This is a genomic window from Amycolatopsis deserti, assembly GCF_014653945.1.
Lineage (GTDB): Bacteria > Actinomycetota > Actinomycetes > Mycobacteriales > Pseudonocardiaceae > Amycolatopsis_E > Amycolatopsis_E deserti.
This window is the reverse complement of sequence record NZ_BNAU01000010.1, coordinates 160,242-184,768: the sequence shown is the minus strand read 5'-3', so window position 1 is coordinate 184,768 and position 24,527 is coordinate 160,242. Positions and strand designations below refer to the sequence as shown.

18 protein-coding genes are annotated in these 24,527 nt (G+C 73.1%); 4 read left to right on the top strand and 14 right to left on the bottom strand.

Translation table 11 applies throughout. From position 1 onward, the window contains the following. Nucleotides 1-48 precede the first annotated feature (48 nt). Entirely contained in the window at nucleotides 49-1,020 is a 972-nt protein-coding gene (locus IE290_RS33280) for a neutral zinc metallopeptidase (protein WP_229874857.1), read from the top strand. A gap of 215 nt (nucleotides 1,021-1,235) precedes the next feature. On the opposite strand, the gene IE290_RS33275 is transcribed toward IE290_RS33280, so the two are convergent. The 4 genes from IE290_RS33275 to IE290_RS33260 form a co-directional block, all read right to left on the bottom strand. Then, the gene (locus IE290_RS33275) at nucleotides 1,236-1,685 is read right to left on the bottom strand and encodes a hypothetical protein (RefSeq protein WP_191248697.1); all 450 of its coding nucleotides are present in this window, start codon (nucleotides 1,683-1,685) and stop codon (nucleotides 1,236-1,238) included. 52 nt (nucleotides 1,686-1,737) lie between these two features. After that, on the bottom strand, nucleotides 1,738-2,808 hold the full coding sequence (locus tag IE290_RS33270; protein WP_191248696.1) for a potassium channel family protein: 1,071 nt from the start codon (nucleotides 2,806-2,808) through the stop codon (nucleotides 1,738-1,740). 11 nt (nucleotides 2,809-2,819) lie between these two features. After that, complete coding sequence (locus IE290_RS33265) at nucleotides 2,820-6,038, bottom strand: ATP-dependent helicase (RefSeq protein ID WP_191248695.1); 3,219 nt, start codon at nucleotides 6,036-6,038, stop codon at nucleotides 2,820-2,822. Between the two features lie 1,036 nt (nucleotides 6,039-7,074). Next, complete coding sequence (locus tag IE290_RS33260) at nucleotides 7,075-10,284, bottom strand: ATP-dependent helicase (RefSeq protein WP_191248694.1); 3,210 nt, start codon at nucleotides 10,282-10,284, stop codon at nucleotides 7,075-7,077. A gap of 59 nt (nucleotides 10,285-10,343) precedes the next feature. Between IE290_RS33260 and IE290_RS33255 the strand changes: the two genes are divergently transcribed. Beyond that, nucleotides 10,344-10,631 (top strand): MGMT family protein, encoded by a 288-nt coding sequence (locus IE290_RS33255; RefSeq protein WP_191248693.1) that lies wholly within the window; start codon nucleotides 10,344-10,346, stop codon nucleotides 10,629-10,631. A 289-nt stretch (nucleotides 10,632-10,920) separates the two neighbouring features. On the opposite strand, the gene IE290_RS33250 is transcribed toward IE290_RS33255, so the two are convergent. After that, nucleotides 10,921-11,727, bottom strand: a complete 807-nt coding sequence (locus IE290_RS33250; RefSeq protein WP_191248692.1) for a uroporphyrinogen-III synthase — start codon at nucleotides 11,725-11,727, stop codon at nucleotides 10,921-10,923. Beyond that, complete coding sequence (locus IE290_RS33245; RefSeq protein WP_191248691.1) at nucleotides 11,720-12,685, bottom strand: helix-turn-helix transcriptional regulator; 966 nt, start codon at nucleotides 12,683-12,685, stop codon at nucleotides 11,720-11,722. Before IE290_RS33245 ends, IE290_RS33250 begins: the two co-directional genes overlap by 8 nt. 61 nt (nucleotides 12,686-12,746) lie before the next feature. Here IE290_RS33245 and IE290_RS33240 point away from each other — a divergent pair, with 61 nt between their 5' ends. Further along, nucleotides 12,747-13,139: a DUF3224 domain-containing protein gene (locus tag IE290_RS33240; protein WP_191248690.1), complete on the top strand. Its 393-nt coding sequence runs from the start codon at nucleotides 12,747-12,749 to the stop codon at nucleotides 13,137-13,139. Continuing rightward, on the top strand, nucleotides 13,139-14,260 hold the full coding sequence (locus IE290_RS33235; RefSeq protein WP_191248689.1) for a DNA glycosylase AlkZ-like family protein: 1,122 nt from the start codon (nucleotides 13,139-13,141) through the stop codon (nucleotides 14,258-14,260). Before IE290_RS33240 ends, IE290_RS33235 begins: the two co-directional genes overlap by 1 nt. A 207-nt stretch (nucleotides 14,261-14,467) precedes the next feature. Here IE290_RS33235 and IE290_RS38095 read toward each other — a convergent pair whose 3' ends face one another. The 8 genes from IE290_RS38095 to IE290_RS33195 all read right to left on the bottom strand — a co-directional run bounded on the left by IE290_RS38095 (nucleotide 14,468) and on the right by IE290_RS33195 (nucleotide 24,406). Continuing rightward, on the bottom strand, nucleotides 14,468-14,800 hold the full coding sequence (locus tag IE290_RS38095) for an SDR family oxidoreductase (protein ID WP_229874856.1): 333 nt from the start codon (nucleotides 14,798-14,800) through the stop codon (nucleotides 14,468-14,470). A 61-nt stretch (nucleotides 14,801-14,861) separates the two neighbouring features. Further along, on the bottom strand, nucleotides 14,862-15,545 hold the full coding sequence (locus IE290_RS33225) for a sirohydrochlorin chelatase (protein WP_191248688.1): 684 nt from the start codon (nucleotides 15,543-15,545) through the stop codon (nucleotides 14,862-14,864). Continuing rightward, entirely contained in the window at nucleotides 15,542-16,654 is a 1,113-nt protein-coding gene (locus IE290_RS33220; RefSeq protein ID WP_191248687.1) for a uroporphyrinogen-III synthase, read from the bottom strand. The genes IE290_RS33225 and IE290_RS33220 overlap by 4 nt, the downstream gene beginning before the upstream one ends. Continuing rightward, a complete protein-coding gene (nirD, locus tag IE290_RS33215) occupies nucleotides 16,651-17,001 on the bottom strand; it encodes a nitrite reductase small subunit NirD (protein ID WP_191248686.1) in 351 nt (116 codons plus the stop codon). Before nirD ends, IE290_RS33220 begins: the two co-directional genes overlap by 4 nt. Beyond that, nucleotides 16,998-19,541, bottom strand: coding sequence for a nitrite reductase large subunit NirB (nirB, locus tag IE290_RS33210; protein WP_191248685.1), 2,544 nt, complete (start codon nucleotides 19,539-19,541; stop codon nucleotides 16,998-17,000). The genes nirD and nirB overlap by 4 nt, the downstream gene beginning before the upstream one ends. A 31-nt stretch (nucleotides 19,542-19,572) precedes the next feature. Then, nucleotides 19,573-20,946, bottom strand: coding sequence for a nitrate/nitrite transporter (locus IE290_RS33205; RefSeq protein ID WP_191248684.1), 1,374 nt, complete (start codon nucleotides 20,944-20,946; stop codon nucleotides 19,573-19,575). Between the two features lie 8 nt (nucleotides 20,947-20,954). After that, nucleotides 20,955-22,397 carry an FAD-dependent oxidoreductase gene (locus IE290_RS33200; protein ID WP_191248683.1) on the bottom strand — a complete coding sequence of 481 codons (1,443 nt, stop codon included), beginning with the start codon at nucleotides 22,395-22,397 and terminating at the stop codon, nucleotides 20,955-20,957. Further along, entirely contained in the window at nucleotides 22,394-24,406 is a 2,013-nt protein-coding gene (locus tag IE290_RS33195; protein WP_229874866.1) for a molybdopterin oxidoreductase family protein, read from the bottom strand. Before IE290_RS33195 ends, IE290_RS33200 begins: the two co-directional genes overlap by 4 nt. Nucleotides 24,407-24,527: the final 121 nt, after the last annotated feature.

Sequence of the window (24,527 nt, the reverse complement as noted above, 5' to 3'; positions counted from 1 at the left end):
GAGTCGTGATCTCTCCCTCGCGGCACGCGCTGACTATGCTGGCGGCCGATGACGTCTCCCCCGCCCCGGGACCCGTTGCCGCCGCCCTCGTCCGCGCCGCGGCACCGGGCGGAGCGTCGTTCCTCGCGGCCGGTGACCGCGTTCGCGCTGAGCGCCGTGGTGGTGCTGCTCGCGGGGCTGGTGGTGTTCATCGCGGTCGGCAACGGGCCGGACGCGCCGTCACCGACGGTGGCCGCGCCGACGAGCACCGCGGCCAGCGGCGGCAACGCGGCGGGCGCGGCGACCAGCTCGGTGGACGGCGAGAAGATCCTGGAACTGGCGAACCACCCGATCCTGCGGAACCCGGACGACGGGCTGCAGAACTTCGCGTGCGAGCTGCCGGAGTGGCACAGCGACCAGGCCTCCGCCGAGGCGTTCTTCACCGCCGCCGACCAGTGCCTCAACCAGGCGTGGGGCCAGTTCCTGGAGCGCTACCACCTGCCGTTCACGCCGCCGACGCTGCACTTCCCGACCGGCACCCACTTCACCACCGCGTGCGGCACGATAGCGGTGAGCGTGGCGACGGCGGCCTACTACTGCGACGACAACCTGTACGTGCCCTTCCGCGGCCTGCAGACCGACCAGTACGGCGACAACCCGGGTGTGTACCTGGCGCTGTTCGCGCACGAGTACGGCCACCACGTGCAGGAGGTCGCCGGGATCATGGACGCGGTGTGGCAGCAGATCTACGCCGTCGGCCAGAACACCCCGGCCGGGCTGGAGCTGTCGCGGCGCAAGGAGCTGCAGGCGCAGTGCTTTTCCGGGATGTTCCTGGGCGCGGTGGTCGACCGGGGCGGCTCGGTGACGCGCGACATGTACTCCAAGGCCTGGCGAGACCAGGACACCCGCGGCGACAACACCTCCGGCAGCGCCGACCACGGCACCAACGCGCACTACGCGCAGTGGTGGCGGACGGGCGCGCAGTTCAACCGGATCGCGAAGTGCAACACGTTCGCCGCGCCGGCGGCCGAGGTCAGCTGAGCCTGGCGGCGGGGGCCGGGCGCGGGGACGGCAGCCACCGCCGGAGGGCCTCGAAACTCAGCTCGGGCCCGCGGCACCGACCGCCGAAGCCGGCAACGACTCGCGCCGGTGCCGGCCGCTGGGCGGCATCCGCCCCGACGCGGAGCCACCCCACCGGCCGCGGAGGCCCCAGGCTCACGCAACCGCCGGCACACCATCCACTCCCCCGCCGGACGTCAGGCCGCGGTCGGCGCCTCCGCGCGGCGCGGGCCGCGGTGCACCAGGAACGCGTAGGTGCCTCCACCGAGGCAGCTCAGCGCCAGCAGCGCCAGCCCGACCGGGCGGCGCAGGTCGTCGTGGCCGGTGACCACGTCCGCCAGGTGGACCTGGATGTCCCCGTCGCCCGCCGAGGCCGGCACCGTGACGTCGACCCGGTCGTTCTGGTCGTGCCCGCACGCGTCCAGGGTCCCCGTGCGGGTCCGGCCGTCGAGCGTGATCTCCACCGTCTCCTGCGGGTTCGGCGCCGTGCACTCGGCACCCTTGGTGACCGTGGCCTGCGCGACCGTGCCCTGCGCCGCGGCCGCGGTGCCCAGCATGCCCGGACCCGCCCACCACACGGCGGTCACGATGGCGATGCCGACCAGCACGGCGACGGCGAGGGTGTTCCAGCGCAGCACGATCTCCATGCTTCCAGAAGCTCCGGGTGAAGCCCAGCCGCCGACAGGCTGCCGAGAGCTATCACTCAACCTGGTCGGCCGGGGTCACTTTCCTCACGTAGAGCAACCGGTCGCCCGGCTCGATGGCGTCCACGGCGGCCGCGTCCACCCGGTAGAGCTGCCCGTCGCGCACCACGCCGAGCACGATGTCCGGCAGGTGCCGCGGCGAGCCGCCCTCCTCGGACTTCTCCGCCGGGCGCTCGGCGATCGCCAGCCCGGACTCCGGGGTCAGCAGGTCCTCGAACATGTCGACCACCACCGGGGTGGACGTCGCCATGCCGAGCAGCCGCCCCGCGGTCTCGCTCGACACCACCACCTGGTTCGCGCCGGACTGCTTGAGCAGGTGCACGTTCTCCGCCTCGCGCACCGAAACCACGATGTGCGCCTTGGGCGCCAGCTCCCGCGCGGTGAGCGTGGCCAGCACCGCCGAGTCGTCGCGGTCCGCGGCGACCACGACCGCCCGCGCCCGCTGCACCGCCGCCACCCGCAGCACGTCCGACCGGGTGGCCGAGCCGTGCACGGTGACCAGCCCGAGTGCGGCGGCCGCGTCCAGCGCCTGCTGGTCGGTGTCCACCACGACGATCTTGTTCGGCTCGACCGCCTCGTCCCCGAGCAGGGTCTTGACCGCGGCCCGACCCTTGGTCCCGAACCCGACGACCACCACGTGGTCCCGCACCTTGGTCCTCCACTTCTGGATCCGGAACGCCTGCCGCGACCGTTCGGTCAGCACCTCGAGCGTGGTGCCGACCAGGACGATCAGGAACAGCACCCGCAACGGGGTGATCACCAGCACGTTGATCAGCCGGGCCGAGCTGGTGACCGGGGTGATGTCACCGTAGCCGGTGGTCGACAGCGACACCGTGGCGTAGTAGAACGCGTCGAGCAGCGAGAGCCCGTCCTCGTTGACGTCGCGGTAGCCGTCCCGCCCCAGGTAGACGATGGCCACGGCCGCCCCGAGCGCGACCAGCGCCCACAGGACCCGTCTGCCGATGGACCGGATCGGGCTGAGCGCCGGCTCCGGCATCCGGACGACGCCGACGAGCGAGTGGTCCGGTTCGTCCGCGACACGCACCCGCGGATCGTAAGCGATCATGTCAGGCCTCGCTAGGGCTGTGGCACGCTGCGGAGCAGATCACGGAGACCGTCCGCGTCGAGCAGGTCCACCGGGCGCACCGTGTGGTCCTCGCGCACGTAGTGGAAGGCCGCGCGCACCTTCTCCAACGGCGTTCCGGACAGCGACGCCCAAGCCAGACGGTACGCCGCGAGCTGCACGGCGAGCGAGGCCATCCGGCCCTCCTCGGGCACGGCGCCGGTCTTCCAGTCCACGACGGTCCAGCCGCCGTCCGGATCGGCGAACACGGCGTCCATCCGCCCGCGCACGGTCACGCCGTCCACCTCGGTGGAGAACGGCACCTCCACCTCGTGCGGGGTGCGCGACGCCCAGGCGCTGCGGTCGAAGGCCTCCTGCAGCGCTTCGAGCGCGTCGTCGCCGGCCTCGTCCGGGTCGGCGGCGCCGGGCAGCTCGTCGAGGTCGAACAGGCGGTCACCGGCGAAGCGCCGCTCCAGCCAGCCGTGGAACGCGGTGCCGCGACGGGCGAACGTGTTGGGCGGCACGGGCAGCGGCCGGCGCAATCGGCGGGCCAGCCCGGCCGGGTCCGCGGCGAGCTCGACGAGCTGGCTCACCGACAGGTGGTCGGGCAGCGTGACCTGCTCGGCTGTGCCGGCGCGCTTGGCGTACTCGGCGAGCAGCACGTCGGTGTCGGCGATCCAGCCGTCCGGGTCGTCCTCGTCCTCGTCCTCGATCTCGCCCTCGTCGAGCGCGGTGCGGACCAGGTCGGCGCCCTCGTGCACGGCGTCGCGGCGGCCGGTCAGCGGATCGGACGGCCATTGCGCCGACCGGGCCTGGCTGACCAGCGGGTTCTCCTCGTCGGCGGGCGGTTCGTCGGCCCAGGCGGCGACCTTGCCGACACCGTCGGCGGCCAGTTCGCCGACCTCGAGCAGGAAGTCCGACGGGCCCTTGGGGCGTGTGCTGGTCTGGTTCCACCAGTGGCCGGACACGATGAGCGCGCGCTCGGAGCGGGTCAGCGCCACGTAGCAGAGGCGGCGTTCCTCGTCGGCCTCGCGCTCGGCGAAGTCCTGCTCGTGGATCTCGAAGGCCTCGATGACCTCCTTGCGGTCCATGCCGTCGGACACGCGCAGCTTCGGCAGGTCCGCGGAGTCACCGCGCAGCGCGGCGGGCAGCGACGTGACGGTGCGCAGCCAGGACGAGGAGCGGCGCTTGTTGGGGAAGACCTCGCGCGCCAGGTGCGGCACGGCGACGACCTCCCACTCCAGGCCCTTCGCCGAGTGGACGGTCAGCACCTGCACGCGATCCGGCACCACCTCGACCTCGCCCGGGGTGAGGCCGTCCTCGGCGTGCGCCGCGGTCGCCAGGTAGTCCACAAAGGACATCAGGGTGGCGGTGGGCGAGGTCTCCGCGAAGTCGGTGACCACGTCGGCGAAGGCGTCCAGGTGGGCGCGGCGCGCGCTGCCGGGGCGGGCCTGCGCCTCGACGTCGAGCAGCATGGTCCGCTCCACGTCTGCGACCAGCTCGGGCAGCGACTGGTCGAGGCGGCGGCGCAGCGCGGCGAGTTCCTGGCCGAGCCGCCGGATGCGGCGGTAGCCCTCCGGGGAGTAGCGCTTGGGGTCGCCCGGGTCGTCGAGCGCGTCGATGAGGCCGGTCTGCTCGGCGCGTTCGGCGAACAGGTCGTCCACCTTGGACTCTTCGGTAGGCGGTGGTGCGGAGATCTCGTTGGCGCGCCGCCACAACGCGGCGAGGTCGGCGGCCGCGAGTCGCCAGCGGGCGCCGGTGAGCAGGCGGGCGGCGGCGGTGCCGGCGAGCGGGTCGGCGAGGACGCGCAGGGTGGCGGCGAGGTCGGCCACCTCGGGTTCGTCGAGGAGCCCGCCGAGGCCGACGACCTCGACCGGCAGGCCGCGGGCCCGCAGCTCGGCGGCGATCGGGGCCATGTCGGCGCGGCGGCGGACGAGGACGGCGGCGGTGGGCGGGGCGCCGTGCTCGTCCTGGTGGGCGAACCACCGGCGCGCCAAGGCGTCGGCGACCCACTCGCGTTCGGTGCGGATGTCCGGCAGCAGGGCGACCTCGATGTCGGCGGGGTCGGCGTTGTCGCGGGCGCGGAGCCGCTCGACGCCGAGGCCGCGCCGGCGCAGCGGTTCGGCGATGCCGTTGGCGAGGACGAGGACTTCGGCGGGGTTGCGGAAGCTGGTGAGCAGGCCGTACTCGTGGGCGGGTTTGCGGTCCTTGCGCGGGAAGTCGGTGGTGAAGCGCGGCAGGTTGGCCGCGCTCGCGCCGCGCCAGCCGTAGATGGCCTGTGCGGGGTCGCCGACCGCGGTGACCGGCAGGGGCTCGTTCTCGACGCCGCCGAAGAGGGCGCGCAGCAGGATGCGCTGGGCGTGGCCGGTGTCCTGGTACTCGTCGAGGAGGACGGCGCCGTAGCGGGCGCGTTCGCCCTCGGCGACCTGGGGGTGGCCGTCGGCGAGCGTGGCGGCCAGAGACATCTGGTCGGCGAAGTCGAGTGCGCCCTCGGCTCGTTTGCGGCGCTGGTACTCCTCGATGAGCGGGATGAGCGAGAGGCGGAACTTCTGCGCGGCGACGATGTCGGTCAGGGTCTTCGGCATCGCGGCGCGCTGGCCCTTGGCGCGCGGGGCGCGTTCGATGAGGTCGCAGAGCCAGCGGGTGTACTCGGCGAGTTCGTCCTCGGTGACCAGGTGCTCGCCGAGTTCGCCGGTGAGGGCGAGGAGCTGGGCGGTGACCGAGGCGGGGACGCGGTCGGTGTCCAGGTCTTCGTCCCACGTGGAGACGACGCGGTGGGCGAGCTGCCAGGAGCTGGTTTCGGAGAGCAGGCGGACGCCGGGTTGGACCGGCAGGCGCAGGCCGTGCTCGGCGAGGAGGCGGCCGGCGTAGGCGTGGTAGGTGAGGACGGTGGGTTCCCCGGCGAGCACCGCGGCCCGGCGCGCGCCGCCCGGGTCGAGGCGGTCGAGGAGGCCGGAGCCGGCGAGGCGGCGCAGGCGGGCGCGGACGCGGTCGGCGAGCTGGCGGGCGGCCTTGCGGGTGAACGTCAGGCCCAGGACACGCTCCGGGGTGACGAACCCGTTGGCGACGAGCCAGACCACCCGGGCGGCCATGGTCTCGGTCTTGCCGGCCCCAGCCCCCGCGACGACGAGCGCGGGCTCGATCGGCGCCGCGATGACCGCTGCCTGTTCCGGGGTGGGCGGGTGAAGGCCGAGGGCGTGGGCGATCTCGGCCGGGGTGGCGAGGTGGGTCATGGCCTGGCTCCCCGGGAGGTGGGCGCACTCGCGTTTCCACGGCAGGACGTTTCGTGGGTGCACGAAAGTGCCACTCGCGGAGCCACGACGTGTCCGTTCGCGCGGTCACCAGTCGCATCCGCACGACTGGACGCTTCGTGTGGGCACGAAAGTCCCACTCGCGGACCCACGAGATGCCCACTCGCACGGTCACCACTCGCATCCACACGACTGGACGCTTCGTGTGAGCACGAAAGTCCCACTCGCGCACCCACCAGATGCCCACTCGCGCGGTCACCACTCGCATCCACACGACTGGACGCCTCGTGGATGCACGAAAGTCCCACTCGCACACCCACGACAGGTCCACTCGCACGATCACCACTCGCATCCACACGACTGGACGCCTCGTGGATGCACGAAAGTCCCACTCGCACACCCACGACAGGTCCACTCGCACGGTCACCACTCGCATCCACACGACTGGACGTTTCGTGGGTGCACGAAAGTGCCACTCGCGGAGTCACGACAGGTCCACTCGCGCGGTTACCAGTCGCGTCCGCACGACTGGACGCTTGGTGTGGGCACGAAAGTCCCACTCGCGCACCCACGACACGTCCACTCGCACGGTCACCACTCGCGGCCACACGACTGGCCCCTTCGCGCCCACACGGAGGGGTCAGTCGCGCACCCACGAGATGTCCACTCGCGCGGTCACCACTCGCATCCGCACGACTGGACCAACCGTGGCCGCACCAAAGTCCCACTCGCGGAGCCGCGAGCAACCCGCCCGTGGCGGGCACCCGCACAGGAGCGGACTTCACCGTCGCGACAGCGTGCGCAGCAGCGCCCGGGGCGGCGGCCCCGGCAGCGGCACCCGCCCATTTAGCGCCCCCGGGAACATCACCCCGCACCGCGCCCCCGGCAACAATTCCCCACCCCGCTCCCCCGGCAACAACACCCCGCACCGCTCCCCCGGCAACAACACCCCGCACCGCTCCCCCGGCAACAACTCCCCACTCCGCTACGCCGGCAACCACGCCCCACACCAAGCCGCTCATGGGCCCGTCACCTGCCGGCCCTCCGGCCGCAGCGGGCAGGAACCCTTCGCGGGGCAGCGGTCGCACTCCGGGTTCTCCGTGGCCTCGTACGACGGGCCCGTCGCCGACGCCGCCACCTTCCGCACCAGCTCCAGCCACTCGCGGCCGCTCTCGTCGTCCAGCGGGGGCTGCTCCCGCACCGTCGCGCCCGTCTTGTTGTGCGACTTCGCCAGGTACACCAGCTTGGCACCGCCGGGCCGCTTCCCGCCGCCGAACGCGCCCAGCAACACCGACAACTGGTACGCCGCCAGCTGCGGGTTCAGCTCGGCGTCCGCGGCGCTCACCACCGTCTTCCCGGTCTTCAGATCGACGATCACCGGGCGCCCCTCGGCGTCGTGCTCCAGCCGGTCCACCCGACCGCGCAGCTTGACCAGCAGGCCATCGGCACCGACCGGCACCTCGACCTCGATGTCCTGCTCGATCCCCATCTGCCGCAGCTCGTGCCGCGAACTCGCCAGCCACGCGAGGAAGTTCCGCACCATCTGCTCGACCCGGTTCCGCTCGCGCCGCGAGAACCACGGCGCGCCCGCGTCGACCTTCGCCCACGCCTCGTCCAGCGCGCGGCGCAAACCCTCGTCGTCCATACCGCCCGCCGCGGCCTGCGCCAGCTCGTGCACCAGCGTCCCGGTGATCGCCGCCAGCTGGGCCGGGTCGGACCCGCCGTGCCGCTCGATCAGCCACCGCAGCGGGCACTTCTTCAGCGTGTCCACAGTGGACGGCGAGATGCGCACGACGTCACCCTCGCCGTACAGCGGCGTGTCCGTCGAAGTCTCCACCAGCCCGTACCACGAATCCGGGTGCGCGCCGGGCACCCCGGCCCGCGCCAGCCGCGCCAGCTGCCGCGCCGCCCGCGCCCGCCGGTCCGCCGGCACGTCCGGATCGCACACCGCGCGCCGCAGGTCGCCGACCAGTTCGGCCAGCACCAGCGACCGCCCCGGCGGCTTGACCCGCGAGTCCATTCCGGACTCGTCCGCGCTGTTGGCCTCCAGGTCGTCGACGAACCGCGACGGCTGCTCGTCCTCCCCGATCACCGCGCTGACCAGCAGCGTCCGCTTCGCCCGGCCGAGCGCCAGGTAGAACAGCCGCCGCTCCTCGGCCAGGATCGGCGCCGTCGCGGACACCGTCTCCTCCTCCAGCCCGGACAGCAGGTCCACCAGCCGCTCGACCCCGAGCAGCGACCCGCGCAGCCGCAGGTCCGGCCAGCTGCCCTCCTGCACGTTCGCCACGGCCACGACCGTCCACTCGCGACCGGCGGCCCCGTGCGCGGTCAGCAAGGACACGCCCTCCCCGCGCATCGCCACCGGCGCCAGGCTGTCGCCCGCGATGTTCTGCGACGACAGGTAGTCCGCGAACGCCGCCACGCTCGCCTTCGGCAGCCGGTCGACGTAGTTGCCCGCGGCGTGGAACAGCGCCACCACCGCGTCCAGGTCGCGGTCGGCCTGCGCGCCCAGCGTCCCGCCGCGCGCGGACAGCCGCACCCACCGCTTCTGCAGGCCGCTCTCCTGCCACACGTCCCACAGGACCTGCTCGACCCCCGCGCCCCGCGCGATCGCCGCGCGCGCGACCGCGATCAGGCCCCCGACGCGGCGGATCGGCGCCGCCTCGGCCTCCGCGAGACCGCCGAGCTTGTCGTTGTCCCGCAACACTTCCACGAGCAGCTCGTCGCTGGACCGCTCACCGCCGCCGGCCAGCTCCAGCCGCCGCAGACCACGCCGCATCCGGCGCAGCGCCAGCGGGTCGGCGCCACCGAGCGGGGACGCCAGCAGCATCTCGGCGGTGTCGACGTCGAGCAGCGCGGGATCACCGGCGACGCGCAGCACCGCGAGCAGCGGCCGCACGGCGGGCTGGCGGGCCAGCGGCAGCTCGTCGGCCGCCGACGCGATCGGCACGCCCGCGGCGCGCAACGCCCGCTGCAGCACCGGGAACGACCGCCCCGGCGAGCGCACCAGCACGGCCATCTCCGACCACGGCACACCGTCGATGAGGTGCGCGCGGCGCAGCTGGTCGGCGACCCAACTCGCCTCGGCGGACGGGGTCGGCAGCAGCCGGACCTTGACCTCGCCCTCGTCGGCCTTCGGATCGACGGTGATCGCGCGGTGCCGGTTCGCGCCCGGCAGCGTCGTGCCGAGCTTCGTCACCGCCTCGTGCACGGCCAGGCTCAGCCGGTGGGTCCGGGTCAGCGTGACGGTGCGGCCGCCGTCGGCGTCGGCACGCGTGAGCAGGCCCGGGTCGGCGCCGCGGAAGGAGAAGATCGCCTGGTCCGGGTCGCCGGTCACGACGAAGTCCTCGGCCGCCGTGCCGAGCAGCCGCAGCAGGCGGAACTGCAGGTGGTCCAGGTGCTGGGCGTCGTCGACGAACACGTGCCGGATCCGCGCCTGCTCGCGCGCCAGCAGGTCCGGGTCGCCCTCCAGCTCGACGAGCGCGCTCGCGACCAGCTCGGCGGCGTCCAGCGCGGGCGAACCGGGCGCGCCGAGCGCGTTGCCTCCCGCGCCCTGCAGGACCGTGACCTCCTCGTACTGCCGCCAGAACACCCCGGCCGCGACCCACTCCGGGCGGTCCTTGCGCCGCCCCAGCTTGACCAGGTCCTCCGGGCCGAGGCCGCGCTCGGCGGCACGCAGCAGCAGGTCGCGCAGCTCCTCGGCGAAGCCGGGCACGGCCAGCGCGGGCCGCAGCTGCTCGGGCCAATCCTCCGCGCCCTCGGCGAGGTCGCCGGCGAGCAGCTCGCGGACCACGACGTCCTGTTCCGGGCTGGACAGCAGCCGCGGCGCCGGCACGTCCTGCAGCCCGGCCTGCAGGCGCAGCAGCGAGAACGCGTACGAGTGGACGGTGCGCACGATCGGCTCGCGGATCGTGCGGGGCACGCCGTCACCGGCGGTGACGCGCCGGGTGATCTCGGCACGCAGGGAGTTCGCGGCGCGGCGGGACGCGGTGAGCACCAGCAGGCTCTCCGGATCGGCGCCGCTCGAGATGCGGGCGGCCGCCGCGCTCGTGATCAGGGTGGTCTTGCCGGTGCCGGGCCCACCGAGGACGCGGACGAACCCGCGGGGCGCCGCCAGCACCGCCCGCGCGTCGTCGTCCCAGCGTTCCGGGCGCGGCTCGGGGACGGGCGGCCGAACCAGCCGCGCGCCCGCCCGGGACCGGGTGCCCTCTCCGCTCACGTCTGGCATGGAATCACGACCGCCCGACAGAACCGGGGACCGGCACACCCTGGCGGTAGTTTGGTCACGTGGACGAGGAGCTGCACGAGCGGGTGCGCGAGGTGGTCGCGACCGTGCCGCCGGGGAAGGTCGCGACCTACGGCGACATCGCAGCCATCGCCGGAGCCCCCTCACCTCGGATGATCGGCCGCATCCTGTCCGAGGACGGCGCGGACCTGCCGTGGCACCGGGTGCTGCGCGCCAACGGCACGCCCGCGCCGCACCTGGTGCACCGGCAGCTGGAGCTGCTCCGGGCGGAGGGCGTGCTGGCGGACGGGCAGAAGGTGAACCTGAAGACCTACCGCTGGCGGCCGTAGAGGCGCTGGTCGAAGAACGCGACGAGGCTCGTCCGCTGGAAGGCCAGACTGCGGAAGGCGTCGACGTCGCCGGTCCACGGCGCGGTGATCCCCGGATCGACGCCGAGCCGGGGCAGCAGGAACTGGCAGTGAAACCGTCGGCGGAGTGGCCGGACATCCCGATCCGGGTCAGGTCGAGGGAGCGGCCGACCCGGGCGGGCAGCGGACGCCGCGCCGCGTCCGGGTTGCCGCCACGGGCGAGGAAGACGGTGGCAGCGAGCCGCGCGCGATCCGGCCGTCCGGGAGTCCCCTAGGAGCCCAGCTCCGCCACCAGCAGTTTGACCAGCGCGCCCAGCCGCTGCCGCTCCGGCTGCAGGGTCGGCACCCCGGCTGTGGTGAAGGGGGCGGCCGTCACCGGGCCCACGCACGCGCACACCACGTCGCCCCGCAGGGCCCGCACCAGCTCGTCGTACCTGCCGCGCGCGCGGGCCAGGTCGAGCATGTTCGCGCTGGCCGGCGCGCTCGTGAAGGCCAACGCCTGCACCCGGCCGTCCAGCACGCCGTCCAGCAGCTCGTGCGCCGGGTGCAGGTCCGCGGGCCACTCCCACCGGTACGGCTGCACCTCGATCACCCGCGCGCCGGCCTGACGCAGCGGCGCGGTGTGCTCCGGCAGCGGCGAGCCGTGCAGCTGGACCGCCAGCCGCGCCCCGGCGACCCCGGCCTCCAGCAGGTGGCCGAACAGCTCGCGGTTGCTCTCCTCGGGCGCCGCCCACTCCTCGGTGAGCCCGACGCCCCGCACCGCGCCCTTGCCCTTCGGGCCACGGACGAACACCCGCGCCCTGGTGAGCGACGCCAGCAGGTCCTCCCGCAGACCCCAGCCCTCGGCGGCCTCCACCCAGCCGCGGAACCCCGCGCCGGTGGTGACGGCGAGGATGTCCAGCGGCTCGGCGAGGACCTCCTCGGTGGCCGCGCGCAGCCGGGCGTCGTCGGGCAGTGGGACGATGTGGATCAACGGCGCGTGCCGCACGGTGGCGCCGTTGCGTTCCAGCGCGCCGATGAACTCCTCGGCCCGCCGTTCCGCGGTCACCCCGATCGTGACTCCGCTCAGATCACCCATAGAACGCACCCATCCGGCCGACCGCGGCCGCCACCTGGTCGCGCAGGTCCGCGGGCTCGAGCACCTGCAGTTCGGGCCCGAACCGCAGCAGCTCCCCGAGCGCCGGGGCGCCGGGTTCCACCGGTAACTCCACGCGCAACCACCCGTCTTCGTCCGGAACATCGCGGCACTCGCGCAGGGCGCGGGCGCCCACCGCTCCCAGGTAGAACGGTACGAGGTCCCGGCCCAGCGGAGACAACCGCACCACGGCGACCCGCGGGTACATCCGCCGCTCGAACTGCTCCGACCACTCCCGCCAGTAGGCGGTCAGGTCGAACCCGGCCGGGCGCTCGAACACGGCGCCGGGTTCGAGCGAGAGGATCCGGGACACCCGGTAGGTCCGGATCGCACCCTCACAGTGTGCGGCAAGGTACCAGTTCCCGGCCTTGAGGATCAGCCCCAGCGGCTCCAGGAGCCGGTTCGTTTCGCTGTTGTCCCACCGCCGGTACCGGACGGAAACACGCCGCGAATCCCAGACCGCCTGGGCGACGTCGGCCAGGAGCGGCAGGCTTTCGATGCCGCGGAACCACCCGGGCACGTCGAGCACGAACCGCTCGGCGACCTTGCCCGCGCGGCTGCGCAGCTCGTCGGGCAGCGCGGCGTAGAGCTTCAGCTGGGCCGCGGTCAGCACGGTGCCCAGGCCCAGCTCGGCGGCCGCGTCGGGCAGCCCGGCCAGCGGCAGCGACTGGGCCTCCTCGCCGGTCAGGCCGGTCAGACGGGTGCGGTAGCCGTCGAGCAGCCGGTAGCCGCCGGCGCGGCCGCGTTCGGCGTAGACGGGCACGCCCGCGGCCGACAGCGACTCGATGTCCCGGTACACGGTCCGCACCGACACCTCGAGCTCATCGGCCAGCTCCTCGGCGGTCATCCGGCCGCGGTTCTGCAGGAGCAGCAGAACCGACAGCAACCTGCTCGCGCGCATGGATCCAGTATTCCGCGAAAACCTGACAGAAGGTGTCAGTCTCCGGTCTCAGAATGGACCCATGACCAACACTTTCACCATGCGGACCTGGGACGAGAAGGTCGTGAGCGGCCCCGAGAACGGCCCCCGGTACGCCCACGCGCACGCCACGTTCACCTACTCCGGGCTGATCGAGGGCGAGTCGGCGTGCGACTACCTGCTGTACTACCCGGGCGAGGGCTACACCGGCAGCGCGCAGACCGCGCCCGGGTTCGAGCGGATCGAGGGCAGTGTGGACGGCCGGAAGGGCAGCTTCGTGATCCGGCACGACGTGGCCTACGGTGCCGACGGCGTGCACGGCACGTTCACCGTGGTCGAGGGCTCGGGCACCGGTGAGCTGACCGGGCTGGCCGGGACCGGCACGATCGGAGGAGCGAGCGAGACCATGAACTACACCTTCGACCACCGGTTGTGATGCCCGACGTCGACCGCGAGCAGGTGCTCGCCTACCGGATCGCGGCGCACGGCCTGCACCGCGACGTCGCCGAGCCGCTCGGGCTGACCGTGTTCGACCTCGGCCTGCAGAGCACGCAGCGCGAGACCGCGGCGATCTCCCTCGCGGCGCGGCTGCCCGGCCCGGTCACCGAGGAGTCCCTTGTGGACGATCCGCGGTTCGTGCTGGCGTGGACGCACCGCGGGGCGCCGCACTTCCACCGCGCGGACGAGATCAGCCGGGTCACCGCCGCGCTGGTCCCGCTCGACGAGGACGACGCGATGGCGCGGATGGGCTGGCAACGCAAGCAGGTCGAGGCGGCCGGGATGAGCGCGCTGGACGGGTTGTTCACCGCGGCGCGGGCGATGCGCAAGGTCGTCACCCGGGTGATGACCAAGGGCGCGGCGAGCGAGGCCGTCACGAAGATCATCCCGGACGGGTTGTCGTACTGGTGCCGCGGCTGCCAGGCGACCCACATCCTGGAGCAGGTCATGCGGCTGGCGGCGATCCACGGCGGGGTGCGGCTGGAGGCCGGGGCCCAGCCCGCGACGCTCGCGCCGCTGGAGGGCCGGCCGCGGATGCGGACCACACCCGATGTCGGCGCCGCGACCGCCGTCGTCCGGGACTACCTGCACCTGCACGGCCCGGCGACGCCGAAGGAGGCGGCGGATTTCGTGGGGACGAAGGCCGCCGTGGTGAAGCGGATGTGGCCGGAGGAGCTGGCCGAGGTGCGGTTCGACGGGCGGACGGTGTGGCTGCCGTCGGCGGATGTGGGCGCTCTGGAGAACCCGCCGGAGCCGGACGTCGTGCGGTTGCTGCCGCCGTGGGACCCGTTCCTGCAGTCGCGCGACCGGGCGGTGCTGGTGCCGGACCGGGCGCGGCAGAAGGAGGTCTGGAAGATCCTGGGCAACCCCGGGGCGCTCCTCGCGGGCGGCGAGGTGGCCGGCGTGTGGCGGACGAAGGGCAGCGGGCGCAAGCGGCTGGACTTCACGATCACCGCGTTCGACCCACTGCCGCCGGCGTGGCGGAAGGCCGCCGAGGAGGAGGCCGAACGGGTGGCGCGGGCGCGGGGGTTCGCGGACCTGAAGGTGAGCTGGAGCTAGAGCCGGCCGCCCGTGAGGCGGAAGCACCGCGCGGCCGGCGGCCGTTCCGACCGGGTGTAGTACGGCGTGGCGCCACGAGAGTGGCGAGCTCGGGTACGCCGGCCTGCCAGGCCTCCGCCGCGGGGAGTCGCGGCTGCACAGGGGTCTCGTGGCCGGTGGGCCAGCGGTCATCGCTCGTCCGCCCCGGGGTCTGGGTGCCCGGTGAGATCAGCGCAGCGCACTGCCGATGCTGATCCCGCCGTCGACGTCCAGCACCACCCCCGTCACGTAGCCCGCCGCCTCCGAGCACAGGTACGCCGCCGCCTCCGCGATGTCCGCCGGGTCGCCGATGTGCCCCATCGGCACCCGCGCGGCCAGCTTCGCCCGCCCGGTCGTGACCCCGTCCCGGGCCCCTTCGAGCGCGATCGCGCACCGCGAACAGCGACCGCCCGCTGAGTGGCCCGGCACGCTGGAGAGCGTCGGACGAGTCGACCTGCTGGTCAACAACGCCGGCGTGATCCGCAACGTATGACCGGACGCCGTGCTGAATGTGCGCGGCATTTCACCAGCACCCCGGATTGCTCGGCGGGATCAAGCGGCAGGATTCAGTGAACCACAAGACTCACGCCGCGACCGCGAGCCGGCGCTGCGCCTGCTGGTACCTCGCCAGCACCAGGTCCACCACGTCCGGGTGCACGCCCAGCGGGTCGGCCACCACGTCGGCGCCCGCGGCCAGCACCTTCCGCTGGAACAGCCCCGGCGCGAGCAGCCACGACGCCACCGCCACCCGGCGGCCCCGCCCCCGCGCCCGGGCCACCGCGTCCGCGATCGAGGGCCGCGCCGTCGCGACGTAGCCCACCCCCACCGAAGTGCCCAACACAGCACCAAGCGCGTCCGCGGCCAGCCGCACCTCGGCCAGCGCGCGCGGGTCGCTGGAACCCGCCGCGGCCAGCACGACCGCGTCGCCCGCGCGGTAGCCCGCCCATTCCAGCCGGTCCCGCATCACGCCGACCAGCTCGGGCGCCGGGCCGAACGGGTCGGCCAGCCGCACGTTCCGGTGGCCGCTCGCGGCGATCTGCGCCGGGATGTCGGTGCGCACGTGGTACCCGGCCGCCAAAAAGGCCGGCACGACGATCGCCTGGTAGCCGCGTACCGAGTCGAGCACCGTCGCCACGTCGGGCTGCCGCACGTCGGCGTAGGCCACCCGCACCGGCACCGGCGTCTCCGCCCGCACGCGGTCCGCCAGGTCCTCGATCACCCGCGCGCCCTGCGGGTCCCGCGTGCCATGCGCTGCCAGCACGATCATCGTTCCACCGCCAACCGGTATCCGCGTTTCACCACGGTCTGCACGAGCTTCCCTTCACCGAGCGACGTGCGCAGCCGCCCGATCGCGGTCTCCACCGCGTGTTCCTCACCGCCGCTGGGCAGTGCCGACGTCAGTTCCCGGCGCGAGACCACCCGGCCGGGCTCGCGGGCCAGCGCCCGCAGCACCGCCATCGGCGCCGGCGCCACCTCGCACAGCTGACCGTCCACAACGGCCGCCTGCCCGCGCAGCTCGATGAGCCGCCCGGCCGCGCGCAGCTTCGGCGACCGCTCGACCAGCGCCTGCGACACCGTCCGCGCCAACGCGCCGATCCGCGCCCGCTCCGGCTGCACCGTGGGGATCCCGACCGCCGCCAGCGGCGCCGCGGTGATCGGCCCGACGCACGCGACCAGCACCCGGTGCGTCAGCGCCTCCACCAGCGCCGCGAGCCGGCCGGTGCGCTTGGCCATCGCCAGCGTGCTCGCCGCGGCCGGCGCGCTGGTGAACGGCATCGCGTCCACCGAACCGTCCAGCACCGCGTCGATCAGCCGGTCCAGCGGCCCCGGATCGGACGGCCCGACCCAGCGGTACACCGGCACCTCGATGACCTCGGCCCCGGCCTCCCGCAACGACTCCACGAAGTACGGCAGCGGCTCGCCGTGCAGCTGCACCGCGATCCGCTGACCCTCCACACCGGACTCCAGCAGGTGCTGGAGCAGCTCCGCGCTGCTCTCCGAGGCCGGCGAGTAGCTCTCCGACAACCCGGCCGCGCGGATAGCGCCACGCGCCTTCGGCCCACGGGCCAGCAGCGACGCCTTGCCGAGCTGCCCGACCAGCGCCTCGCCGAGACCCCAGCCCTCGGCCGCCTCGACCCACCCGCGGAACCCGATGCCGGTGGTCGCCACGACCACGTCGACCGGCTCCTCCAGCATCCGCACGGTCGCGGCGTGCAGCTCGGTGTCGTCGGCCAGCGGCACGATCCGGATCGCCGGCCCGTACCGCACGGTCGCGCCCTGGCGCACCAGCAGCGCGCCGAGCTCGTCCGCGCGGCGCGCGGCCGTGATGCCCACCGCGAACCCGGCGAGCGGGAGGACACCGGAAGAATCGATCATGGTCGGACGTACACCACGCCCTCGATCACCCGCACGGGATACGTGCGCACAGCCACCGTCTCGTCGTCCAGGGAGTAGCCCGTGGCCAGCTCGAACCGGTGCTTCAGCATCGGCGACGCGACGTGCGGCACACCCTGGACGTCACCGATGATCCCGCGCGAGAGCACCGCCGCCTTCGTGAACGGATCCACATTGGACAGCGCGTAGACCTCGTCGGTCACCGTGCGGAAGATCGCCACCTGCCGCCCGTCGGGCAGCAGGGCGGCCACCCCGCGACCGGGGATCAGCCGGTCGAACGGGCAGATCTCGACCACCTCCGTGGCGCGCTTCTCCTCCACCGCGGTCATCGCGAAACCACCTCCGGGACACCCAGCAGGACGGGCACTTTCTGGTCACGTTCGGCGCGGAACGAGATGGTCGGGTCGGGCGCGCCCGGCGCGTTGACGAACGAGGTGAACCGGGCCAGCTTCTCCGGGTCCTCGAGCACGCCGCGCCACTCGTCGGCGTAGTTCTCCACGTGCTTGGCCATCGCGGCGTCCAGCTCCTCGCAGATGCCGAGCTTGTCGTCGACGATGACCGCCCGCAGGTGGTCCAGCCCGCCGTCCATCTCCTCGATCCACGGCGCCGTGCGCTGCAGCCGGTCGGCCGTGCGGACGTAGAACATCAGGAACCGGTCGATGTAGGTGATCAACGTGTCCTTGTCCAGGTCGGACGCCAGCAGCTCGGCGTGCCGCGGCAGGGCGCCGCCGTTGCCGCCGACGTAGAGGTTCCAGCCCTTCTCGGTCGCGATCACACCGAAGTCCTTGCCGCGGGCCTCGGCGCACTCACGGGCGCAACCGGAAACCCCGGCCTTGAGCTTGTGCGGCGAGCGCAGGCCGCGGTAGCGCAGCTCCAGCTCGACGGCCAGACCGACGCTGTCCTGCACGCCGTAGCGGCACCAGGTGGAGCCGACGCAGGACTTCACCGTGCGCAGCGACTTGCCGTAGGCGTGCCCGGACTCCATGCCCGCGTCCACCAGCCGCTTCCAGATGTGCGGCAGCTGGTCCACGGTCGCGCCGAACAGGTCGATCCGCTGACCGCCGGTGATCTTGGTGTAGAGCCCGAACTCCTCGGCGACCTCGGCGATCACCTTCAGCCTGGCCGGGGTGATCTCGCCGCCGGGGATCCGCGGCACGACCGAGTAGGTGCCGTTGCGCTGCATGTTCGCCAGGAAGTGGTCGTTGGTGTCCTGCAGCGTGGCCTGCTCACCGGCCAGCACGTGACCGCCGTCGCGGTCGGTCGTGTCCAGCGTGGCGAGGATCGAGGCGACGGCCGGCTTGCAGATCTCGCAGCCCGAGCCGGTGCCGTGCTTGGCGATCAGCTCGCCGAACGTGGTGATGCGGGTGGCGCTGAGGATCTGGAACAGCTCCTGGCGCGAGTAGGCGAAGTGCTCGCACAGCGCCTTGGACTGCTCGACACCGCAGGCGTCCAGCAGCTTCGCCAGCATCGGCACGCACGACCCGCACGTCGTGCCCGCCTTGGTGCAGCCCTTGATCTTCGCGACGCTGTCGCAGCCGTCGTCGTGGATGGCGCTGGTGATGGCGCCCTTGCTGACCGCGTTGCACGAGCAGATCTGCGCCTCGTCCGGCAGCGCGTCGACACCCACCGCACTGGAACCGCCCTCGGGGGCCAGCATCGCGGCCGGGTCGGCCGGCAGCGGGCTGCCGACCAGCGGGCGGAGCAGGTTGTACGCGCTCGCGTCGCCGACCAGCACACCGCCGAGCAGCAGGCGCTTGCCGTCCGCGTCAGGCTCGGACACCACGAGCTTCTTGTAGTACCCGCCGACCGCGTCGGAGAGCACGACCTCGACCGCGTTCTCCGTGGCCGCGTGCGCGTCGCCGAAGCTGGCGACGTCCACGCCCATCAGCTTGAGCTTGGTGGACAGGTCCGCGCCGGGGAACTCGCCGGTCCGGCCGAGCAGTTGCGCGGCGACGATCTCGGCCATCGTGTAGCCGGGGGCGACCAGGCCGTAGCAGCGGCCCTCGACCGCGGCGCACTCGCCGACCGCCCAGATGTCCGGGTCGCTCGTGCGGCAGGCCAGGTCGGTGATGATGCCGCCGCGCTCGCCGACCTCGAGACCGGACGAGCGGGCCAGATCGTCGCGCGGGCGGACACCGGCGGAGAACACCACCAGGTCCAGGTCCAGCTCGGTGCCGTTGGTGAGCTTGGTGAACAGCCGGTCGCCGTCCTGCTCGATCCGCTCCGCCGACGTTCCGGTGTGGACGGTCAGGTCCAGGTCGGTGACCAGCTTGCGCAGCAGCCGGCCACCGCCGTCGTCGACCTGGATCGGCATCAGCCGCGGCGCCATCTCGACCACGTGCGGCGACAGTCCCATGTCGCGCAGGGCCTTCGCCGCCTCCAGGCCGAGCAGGCCACCGCCGACGACCATCGCCGCGGCGCGGCCGCGCTTGGTCGCCTTCGCGTGCTCGACCGCGGCCCGGATCGCGTCCAGGTCCTCGATCGTGCGGTAGACGAAACAGCCCGGCAGGTCGTGCCCGGGCACCGGCGGCACGAACGGGCGCGAGCCCGTCGCGAGCACGAGCGCGTCGTAGGCCTGCACGTGCCCGGACGCCGTGGTGACCTTCCGGGCCGCGCGGTCGATCGAGGTGACCGGGTCGCCCAGGCGCAGCTCGACCAGGTCGTCACCGGCGTAGTCCGAACCGGACAGGGTGAGCGCCTGGACGTCCCAGCCATCCACGTAGGAGGTCAGGGCCACCCGGTCGTAGGCCGGGCGCGGCTCCTCGGCGAGCACGACGACCCGCCAGGCGCCCTCGGTGTCCTCGGCCCGCAGTGCCTCCACCAGTCGATGGCTCACCATGCCGTTCCCGACGACAACGAGTGTGCGCATTACCGAAACCTCCTGCTCGCTTGCTCTTGCTTCAGACCCGGGCGCCGGCGAGTGCCAGCCCGCGCTCGCTCACCGGTGCGTCCGACTTGCGGAGGTACACCGCCCAGGTGAGGACGAAGCAGATCCCGTAGAAGACGAGGAACCCGACGAACGCCGGCACACCGCTCTTGGTGTCCAGGAAGGACTGCCGGAACGCCAGGTTGATGAACAGGCCGCCGAGCGCACCCACCGCACCGGCCAGGCCGATCAGGGCGCCGGACCGCTTGCGGGCCTTGAGCATCTCGGCCGCCTCGTCGGCGCCGGCCGCGATCGCGGCCTTCGCCTTGGTGCGGAAAATGGCCGGGATGCTCTTGTAGGTGGAGCCGTTGCCGACGCCGGTCAGCACGAACAACACGATGAAGGCCGTGGTGAACAGCGCCAGCGACTTCGTGTTCGACGCGATGATCAGGATGACCGTCATCACCGCCATGCCGACGAACGTGGTGAAGGTGACCCGCGAGCCGCCCAGCTTGTCCGCCAGCCAGCCACCGGCTGGGCGGGAGAACGAACCGAGCAGCGGGCCGAGGAAGGTGACCGCGGCGGCCTGCAGCGGGGTGCGGCCGAACTGGTTCTGCAGCACCAGGCCGAAGGCGAAGCTGTAGCCGATGAACGAGCCGAACGTGCCGATGTAGAGGAACGACATCACCCACGTGTGGGCGTCGCCGATGATCTCCCGCATCGCCTTCTTGTCGTTGCGCACCGACGCGATGTTGTCCATGAACAGCGCCGAGCACAGCGCCGCGACGACGATCAGCGGGATGTAGATGAACAGGATGATCCGCGGCGCCCCGGTGCCGGCCGTGGCGATGATCAGCAGGCCGAGCAGCTGGATCACGGCGACGCCCAGGTTGCCGCCACCGGCGTTCAGGCCCAGCGCCATGCCCTTGGCCTTCTCCGGGAAGAACGCGTTGATGTTGGTCATCGACGACGCGAAGTTGCCGCCGCCGACACCGCCCAGCGCCGCGACGATCAGGAAGCCCCACAGCGGGGTGCCCGGCTCCATCACGATCGCCGCGCCGATGCTCGGGACCAGCAGCAGTGTCGCGCTGACGATCGTCCAGTTGCGACCGCCGAAGCGCGCCACCGCCCAGCTGTAGGGCAGCCGCGCGATCGCGCCGACCAGGGTCGGCGTCGAGGTCAGCAGGAACTTGTCGGCGGCCGAGAACCCGTACTGCGGCCCCATGAACAGGACCATCACCGACCACAGTGTCCAGATGGAGAACCCGATGTGCTCGGAGAAGATGGAGAACCACAGGTTGCGGTGGGCGATCTTCTTGCCGGTGGACTCCCAGAACGACTCGTTCTCGGGCTCCCAGTGTTCGATCCAGTGCTTGCGCGCCGCGGGCGCGTTCGTCGTTGTCGTCATGTGGCCTCCTAGGCGGTGGTGGCGAGCCAGTCGGCGATGCCGCAGACGGCGTCGCGACAGCTGCCGCATCCGGTTGTCGCTCGGGTCACGGAAGCGAGCTCGGTGACGTCGGTGGCACCGGCGCGGAACGCCTCGACCAGCCGGCCCTTCGTCACCGAGTTGCACCGGCAGACGACGGCGGCCGCCGGGATGTCGGCGGGGCTCGACGCGACGGTCGCCCCGCCCGGCAGCGCGCGCCCGAGCAGGACGGCGAGCCGGTCTTCGGGGACCGGGACACCCCGGTCGAACAGGTGCGTGATGTTCGCGGCGGCGTCCGGCGCACCCAGCAGGATCGCCCCGGCCACCCGCTCGCCGCGCACCACGAGCTTCGCGTAGCGGCCGCGCGCCGGGTCGGTCAGGCACACGACCTCGGCGTCCGGGTCGGCCGCGTCGGTGTGCACGTCGCCGAGCGCGGTGAGGTCGATGCCGCGCGCCTTGAGCTTGGTGATCACCTGCGTGCCGCGGTAGCGGGCGGACACGTCGGCCCCGGTCAGCAGGTCGGCCAGCACCTTCGCCTGCTGCCAGGCCGGTTCGACCAGGCCGGACACCGTGCCCGGGTGCTGCGCGCAGTCACCGATCGCGTGGATGCGGCCGTCGCTGGTGCGCAGCGCGTCGTCGACCAGTACGCCGCGGTCGACCGCCAGCCCGGCCTCGACGGCGAGCGTGGTCTCGGCCCGCACGCCGGTGCTGACCACGACCAGGTCGGCGTGGACCTTGCTGCCGTCGTCGAGCTTGAGCCCGTCGCCGGGCACGTACCGGGCCGCGCCCGCGCCGAGCTTGAAGTCGATGCCCAGCTCGCCCAGTGCTCGCGCGAGCACACCACCGGCGCCCGCGTCGAGCTGGCGTTCCATCACGTGGCCGACCGGGTGCACGACGGTGACGAGGTTGCCGCGCCCGGCCAGTCCACGGGCCGCTTCCAGGCCGAGCAGGCCGCCGCCGAGCACCGCGACCGGCGCCCCGGCCTTGGCGGCGTCCAGGATGCGGTCGCAGTCGTCCAGCGTGCGGAAGGTGACCACGCCCGGCGCGGGGGTGCCGTCGTCGGCGGTCAGGCCCTCGATCGGGGGCAGCCACGGGCGGCTGCCGGTCGCCAGCACCAGCGCGTCGTAGTCCACAGTGGACCCGCCGCTGAGCCGGATCCGGCGGGCGGCGCGGTCGATGTGCTCGGCCTTGACGTCCGTGCGCAGGTCGACCTCGTGCCGAGCCGCCCAGTCCGCGTCGTGCAGGCGGACCATCTCCGGGCGCATCGTCCCGGCGACGACGGCGGAGAGCAGCACGCGGTTGTACGCGGCGTGCGGCTCCTCGCCGATGACGGTCAGCGTGACGCGGGTGCCTTCGGGATCGCGGGCCCGGATCTCGTCGGCGAGCCGGGCCCCGGCCATGCCGTAGCCCAGCACCACCACCTTGCGGGTCATTCCACACCGTCCTTCGTGGTCAGGCGAACCGCGCACACCTTGAACTCGGGCATGCGGCTCGTCGGGTCCAGGGCGGGGTTGGTCAGCAGGTTCGCCCGCTGCGCGCCGGGGAAGTGGAACGGCAGGAACACCGTGTCCGGCCGCATCGAGGCGACGCACCGCACGCGCGCGGTGGTCTCCCCGCGCCGGGAGGCCACCACCGCCCAGTCGCCGTCGGCCAGACCGGCCCGGGCGGCGGTGTCCGGGTGCACCTCGACGTAGGCCTCCGGTACCACGTCGTTCAGCTCGCCGATCAGCCGCGTCTGGGCGCCGGACTGGTAGTGCTGCAGCACCCGTCCGGTGGTCGCGATCAGCGGGAACTCGTCGTCGGCCGGCTCGGCCGGGCCGCGGTGCTCGACCGGCACGAACCGGGCGCGGCCGTCCGGGTGGGCGAAGGAGTCCAGGAACATCCGCGGCGTCCCGGCGTGCTCGGTTCCGGTCACCGGCCAGTACAGGGCCTCGCCGTCGCGCAGGCGCTCGTAGGTGACGCCGGAGTAGTCGGCGAGCCCGCCCCGCGACGCCTCGCGGAGTTCGGCGAACACCGTCTTCGCCTCGACCGGGAAGCGGTCGGCCGGCTGGCCGAGGCGCTGCGCGAGTCCACTGAGGACCTCCAGGTCGCTGCGCACCCCGGCGGGCGGGTCGATCGCCTTCTGCCGCAACAGGACGCGGCCCTCCAGGTTGGTCATCGTGCCGCTCTCCTCGGCCCACTGCGTGACCGGCAGGACGACGTCGGCCATCGCGGCGGTCTCGGACAGCACGAAGTCCGCGACGACGAGGAAGTCGAGGCTGCGCAACCGATCCGCGACGTGCGCCGAGCGCGGCGCGGACACCACGACGTTGCTGCCGAACACGAGCATCGCCTTCGGCCCGGTCTCGGTGCCCAGCGCGTCGAGCAGTTCGTAGGCCGAGCGGCCGGGCCCGGGCAGCTCGGCGGGGTCGACACCCCACACGCGCGCGACGTGCTCGCGGGCGGCCGGGTCGTCGATCTTGCGGTAACCGGGCAGCTGGTCGGCCTTCTGGCCGTGCTCGCGGCCGCCCTGGCCGTTGCCCTGCCCGGTGAGGCAGCCGTAGCCGGAGCCCGGGCGGCCGGGCAGGCCGAGCGCCAGCGCCAGGTTGATCCAGGCGCTGACCGTGTCCGAACCGCTCGCGTGCTGCTCGGTGCCGCGCGCGGTGAGGATGTAGGCGTTGCGGGCGTTCGCCAGCAGGGTGGCGACGCGGCGCTGGTCAGCGGCGGCGACACCGGTGACCCGCTCCACGCGCTCGGGCCACCAGCGGGCCACGATCTGCCACACCGCGTCGAACCCGCGGGTGCGCTGCTCGACGTACTCCCGGTCGAGCAGGCCCTCGGCGACCAGCGCGTGCAGGATGCCCAGCGCCAGCGCGAGATCCGTGCCCGGCGCGGGCGCCAGGTGCAGGCTCGCCTGCTCCGCGGTCGGCGTGCGGCGCGGGTCGACCACCACCAGCCCGCTGGTGTCGATGGCCTTGCGCAGGTGCTGCATGAACGGCGGCATCGTCTCGGCCGGGTTCGAGCCGATCAGCAGGACCGCGTCCGCCTCGCCTACGTCGGTCAGCGGGAACGGCAGGCCGCGGTCGAGCCCGAACGCCTTGTTGCCGGCGGCCGCCGCGGACGACATGCAGAACCGGCCGTTGTAGTCGACCTGCGAGGTGCCGAGCGCGACGCGGGCGAACTTGCCCAGCAGGTAGCTCTTCTCGTTGGTCAGGCCGCCGCCGCCGAACAGGGCGACCCCGTCCCGGCCGTGCGCGGCCTGGACCTCGGCGATTCGGCGCACGACCAGGTCGAGCGCGTCGTCCCAGGTCGCGGGCACCAGCTCGCCGTCGACCCGGACCAGCGGTGTGGTCAGCCGCGCCGGGGTGGTCAGCAGGCTGCCCGAGGTCCAGCCCTTCTGGCACAGGCCGCCGCCGTTGGTGGGGAACTCGCGGGGTGCGACAGCGGTGCCGGACAGGCTCATCCCGCACTGCAGGGCGCAGTAGGGACAGTGTGTGGCCACTTTGACCTGGGGTTCCGCGGTGAGCGTCACGCGCACCTCCTTCCGCCTCTGCCCAGAGACGGTAGGAACGGCGTGTTACCTG